Here is a 4,557-nt window from a genome sequence, read left to right as displayed (position 1 = left end):
GGACGCTTCTTTTTTATCTTTTTCAAAGTTGTCTATTAAATCGTTAATATAGTCCATAACCTCCTCCTTTGCGAAAGGTGAACCGATTATTTTGGCTAACACATGCAATGAGCACAAACAACAAATTTCTTGACATTTTAAGGGAAAAATGATTTTAATTAAATATTGCAAAAATTCAAACCGTGGAGGACCAGCGATAATGGTCTATTTGTTTTTTACAACCTTAAAAATAGAATGCCACAGTGTTGGGTATCCGCGAGGACCCAGACGGCTGTTTGAGGCCGTTGCAAGCGCTGTGGCATTACTGTTTTAAAAGGGGGAACCAATGGGCGTAAGAGTACGAGAAAAAGTCAAGGGAAGCGGCGAGTGGTGGCTTTTCATATCTCACCAAGGCAAGCGTAAGGCCAAAAGGATCGGCAAGGATAAAAAGCTTGCGCGTAAGATAGCTAAAAAGATTGATGCAAAATTGATCCTGGGTGATTTGAATATTGATGAAGTCAACAAAAAGTATCCGACGTTTCAAGAGTATGCTGAAATGTGGGTTACGCTTCCAAATGACTTAAAAGAATCCACCATGGAAAATTACGTAAGCAAATTACAACTTCACATTTACCCGGCCATAGGCAAGATGAAGATAAACGAGATCCGCAGAGGGGATTTGAAGATGTTTTTTGATTCACTATTAATTAAAGGAATCAATCCGAAATATGTAAAAGTGCCGATACAAAATATTTTCAACCATGCGATTGAAGGCGAAGCTATCGAGATCAACCCACTTGCCGGTATAAAACCCGAAAAGTCGAAACCACAGGCAACGGTTAACCCCTTAAAAGATAATGAAGTCCCGCTGCTGCTGGATGAAATGAAGCAACTAATGAACGGTAAATACTACCCGGCAACACTTTGTTTGGTGCGTACAGGGGTAAGGTTTGGAGAACTTACAGCTTTAAGTTGGGCCGATGTCGATTTTGAAAACCGTTTAATCTTGGTGGATAAAAGCCGGGATAAAAAGAACCGGGTAACAACTACAAAGAATAACAAGGGCCGAAAGGTGGACGTGACCCCACAACTGGTAGAAACATTGCGAGAACTAAAAGCAAAGCAATGGCAAGAATATGCTAAAACCGGGGAACCTATGCCGGATCGGATCTTTAATTTTTCCCATACTGCATACAGGAAGGCTTTAAAAAAGTGCCTGAAGGCCGCAGGATTAGACTATATGCGGATACACGATTTGAGACATACATATGCAACGGTAAGGTTATTGCGAGGCCATAATATTTCTGATGTGGCGTTTCAGTTGGGTCATAAAAACGTATCTATCACATATAAGTATTATGTGCATTGGATACCGGGGACTTTTAGGAACCAAGTTGATGAACTGGATATGCAACCAAATGATACCCATGTGCAACCAGAAAAAAAGGCAGAGGCAAATATTTAATCATTTAGGCAAGTTAAATTTTTATTTCCGAAAAGTGAAGATTGGGAAACCAAATCACTATGCCAGTACTCCTGTCTATATAGAAAAAATCCCCTGAGGTTCTCATGCAAGTTGAGTTTGCGAAATCCCGCTTGCGGGGAGCAGGGCCAAAGAACAATTAAAATGCACCGCGAAACTCCAACCACTAAAGAGGTTTCAGAAAGTTATTTGCTTGTTTATGGACGTCTTGGAAGTCCCACGAATACTGTACTCTATACTCTTTTAATCAAGGATCAAGGTTTGACCCCATTCCTTTGATGTGCGCTCGCTGACATTCAGCGTGTAGCTCACGAACAGATTGCGACACCTCGTGCTTCGCATCGCCAGTGAGATCAGCAACTGCTTTTCTGAGCTTCTGCGCCGAATGGGATAGCGCCAAACCGTAATCTGTGAGTCTGTATCCAATCCACATTCCACCGTCCGCTCCGACAATCGGAAATGGGTCACGTACAAGGTTCAGTAGCGATAACTGCTCAATATATGTAGTGACCATCGCAATGCCAGCTTTCACCAGAATGTCGCTAGTGCTTGGGTCCACTGTTTCATCTTGGCCAGCTTTTGCACCATGAGAAACAATTTCATGTATCAGGTCAAAGTCTAGCTTTACGGGCATATTGTCTCCTCAGCTAAAATTATGTATTTTTTGCCCTTGTTCACTTGGGCTAAAATATCAGAAAACTGTTTCCTAAATTTTGTAGCCCCACCATTTGCAGGGTGTCTAATTTTCAAGGATTTTACACCGAGTTGATTGAGTACTATATAAGATTTTTCACCTATGGCAATAATATTTTTTATTCCCGTTATCTGGATTAGTTGCATCAAAATATCTGCACTAGAAAGAAACTCCTTCATATTCGGCGTCCGATTAGATAGTAGTCCTGATTCTGGTTTAAAAGGATGCCATGGAAAGGCATTCCATAATACAAAATCTTCTGGACTAAAATTTGTTTGAGCGATCTCCCCCCATACTATAGTGCCGGTTGGTTCTGTAAATCCTAATGGCTTTAAACTGGCCTTGCTGGTTCTTTTCGGCTTAATTCCAGTAAATACATGCTCAGGTAATATTCCTCTTTTTTTGTGGCCGCCCAAGAGTATCCTTTCAGAAGTCATAGGGATTCCGGTAAAGTGACCTCCTTGGTAACCGATTGCCTCTCCTAAGAGAAGGTATTTTGCTTTTCCAGCACGTTCAGAAAGATAATGAAACAGCTGTCTTCTGCGGATGGCAGGTGCTTGAGCAGAAATGTCATTATCCTTGTCAGATTCCCACCAGGGATTAAAAATACCGCTTTTCTTAGGTGAGCTTTTTAAAGATTTAATAAAATTTTCAAGCATTAGCTTTCTCAACAATGCGATTTAATCATTTGCTGCACAAAACGATGCCTGCAATTACGGTATGCTAGTACGAGTACTTTGGATAATTTTGTTTTAATAGGAAGCGTCAGTAGTGTCCGGTTAAGCTTTTTGAAAAGCAAGTTAACTACATGAATTTAAATTAAATATTGACGAAATTGAAAGGGAACGATTTGAATTTGCTTTAAACCTGGTTTCATGGTTCTTTTGCATAAAAAATGCGAAAGGAGATTCACTATGAACCAGGGCCAAACTATTTTCTCTCAGGTGATCGATTTCCTTCCATGGAAAAAATTTCGTCAATGTGTCAATCGTTATAACGGTAATCACCGTATACGTTCTTTTACATGCTACAATCAGTTTCTATGCATGGCTTTTGCTCAGCTGACATACCGTGAAAGCCTACGTGATATCGAGTGCTGTCTGCGGGCCATGCGGGAAAAACTTTACCATATGGGCATCAGGGGTAAAGTCTCTCGTAGTACTTTAGCTGATGCCAATGAAGTTCGGGATTGGCGAATATACAGCGACTTTGCTCAAATCCTGATCCATGAGGCCCGACGACTCTATGCTGAAGATGACTTCGGCCTTGAATTGAAAGAAACGGTATATGCTCTTGATTCATCGACAATTGATCTATGCCTTTCGGTTTTTCCATGGGCTCGATTTCGCAAAACCAAGGCAGCTGTAAAGTTACATACGCTACTGGATTTGCGTGGCGATATTCCGACTTTCATTTGGATCACTGACGGTAAGGTGCACGATGTCAATGTTCTCGATCATCTCATTCCTGAACCGGGTGCAATCTATATCATGGATCGCGCCTACTTGCATTTTCATCGGCTTTACCAGATGCATCAGTGCTCAGCCATATTTGTAACACGTTCTAAATCCAATACGGGGCTTCGACGTTTATATTCACAAAAAGTCGATAAAAATACTGGCGTTAGATACGATCAAATAGTTTTACTAACGGGGTTTTATGCAAAAAAGGAATATCCAGAAAAACTCCGTCGCATAAAATATTTCGATGCTGAGAAAGGAAGAACATACGTTTTCCTTACCAACCAATTCACGCTACCGGCATTAACGATTGCCGAGTTGTATCGTTACCGGTGGCGAGTGGAAATATTTTTCAAATGGATCAAACAGCATTTGAGAATCAAAAAATTCTTTGGCACATCGGAAAACGCCGTTAAAACTCAAATATGGATTGCGATATCGACATATGTTCTGATTGCCATAATGAAAAAACGGTTGAAAATTGACCTGACTCTCTACACTATTTTACAGATTTTAAGTATATCCCTATTTGAGAAAAAGCCCATTTATCAAGTGTTGACGGACAATGATTACACAAATAAAATTACTAGTGGACATATCCAGCTGAAATTATTCGATAGTTAGCCGGACACTACTGTAAAGAGATATAAACTCATTTGAAAATTCGAGATAATAATCAGCACCCATAAAATGACTCATCCTAACGGGTAAAGAAAAAAGGCGTGTAATGTCAGGGTTGCCTTCAAAAAGACAATGATTGGCCTTTTCAGTTGCCAACCAGATTTCAGATCCAATTGGTATTGTCCGCTTTAGCGATCTGATAGCGGGGGTCATCATTATATGATCCCCGATACCTCCGCTTCTGAGAATAATAAGTTTGCTGTTTGCCGGTAGTTTTGAGGGTGGATTATTAAAAGGCTGTGGAAATCCGGGGATGCGAT

At 40.6% G+C, this 4,557-nt stretch carries 5 protein-coding genes; 2 read left to right on the top strand and 3 right to left on the bottom strand.

Annotated features, from left to right (window positions below; translation table 11 throughout):
- Nucleotides 1-325: 325 nt before the first annotated feature.
- The gene (locus V3S16_RS10000) at nucleotides 326-1,444 is read left to right on the top strand and encodes a tyrosine-type recombinase/integrase (protein ID WP_413884544.1); all 1,119 of its coding nucleotides are present in this window, start codon (nucleotides 326-328) and stop codon (nucleotides 1,442-1,444) included.
- A gap of 265 nt (nucleotides 1,445-1,709) precedes the next feature.
- Here V3S16_RS10000 and V3S16_RS09995 read toward each other — a convergent pair whose 3' ends face one another.
- Together V3S16_RS09995 and V3S16_RS09990 are read right to left on the bottom strand one after the other, a co-directional pair.
- Nucleotides 1,710-2,096: a hypothetical protein gene (locus V3S16_RS09995; RefSeq protein ID WP_413884543.1), complete on the bottom strand. Its 387-nt coding sequence runs from the start codon at nucleotides 2,094-2,096 to the stop codon at nucleotides 1,710-1,712.
- Nucleotides 2,087-2,815, bottom strand: a complete 729-nt coding sequence (locus V3S16_RS09990) for a uracil-DNA glycosylase (RefSeq protein ID WP_413884542.1) — start codon at nucleotides 2,813-2,815, stop codon at nucleotides 2,087-2,089. Before V3S16_RS09990 ends, V3S16_RS09995 begins: the two co-directional genes overlap by 10 nt.
- A 255-nt stretch (nucleotides 2,816-3,070) precedes the next feature.
- Between V3S16_RS09990 and V3S16_RS09985 the strand changes: the two genes are divergently transcribed.
- On the top strand, nucleotides 3,071-4,240 hold the full coding sequence (locus V3S16_RS09985; RefSeq protein WP_413884541.1) for an IS4 family transposase: 1,170 nt from the start codon (nucleotides 3,071-3,073) through the stop codon (nucleotides 4,238-4,240).
- Here the strand turns inward: V3S16_RS09985 and V3S16_RS09980 are convergent.
- Nucleotides 4,226-4,557, bottom strand: a 332-nt coding sequence (locus V3S16_RS09980) for a glycosyltransferase family 9 protein (RefSeq protein WP_413884540.1), incomplete at its 5' end; no start/stop codon positions are given. The two genes, V3S16_RS09985 and V3S16_RS09980, sit on opposite strands and share 15 nt — an antisense overlap.

Source organism: Candidatus Desulfatibia sp. (genome assembly GCF_036446775.1).
GTDB lineage: Bacteria > Desulfobacterota > Desulfobacteria > Desulfobacterales > UBA11574 > Desulfatibia_A.
Note: the sequence above shows the minus strand (reverse complement) of the source record. Positions and strands in the feature narration are given on the sequence as shown.

Bases quoted from the DNA above. Each gene is read 5' to 3' on its own strand.
- V3S16_RS10000 (WP_413884544.1), top strand. From the start codon at position 326: ATGGGCGTAAGAGTACGAGAAAAAGTCAAGGGAAGCGGCGAGTGGTGG.
- V3S16_RS09995 (WP_413884543.1), bottom strand. From the start codon at position 2,096: ATGCCCGTAAAGCTAGACTTTGACCTGATACATGAAATTGTTTCTCAT.
- V3S16_RS09990 (WP_413884542.1), bottom strand. From the start codon at position 2,815: ATGCTTGAAAATTTTATTAAATCTTTAAAAAGCTCACCTAAGAAAAGC.
- V3S16_RS09985 (WP_413884541.1), top strand. From the start codon at position 3,071: ATGAACCAGGGCCAAACTATTTTCTCTCAGGTGATCGATTTCCTTCCA.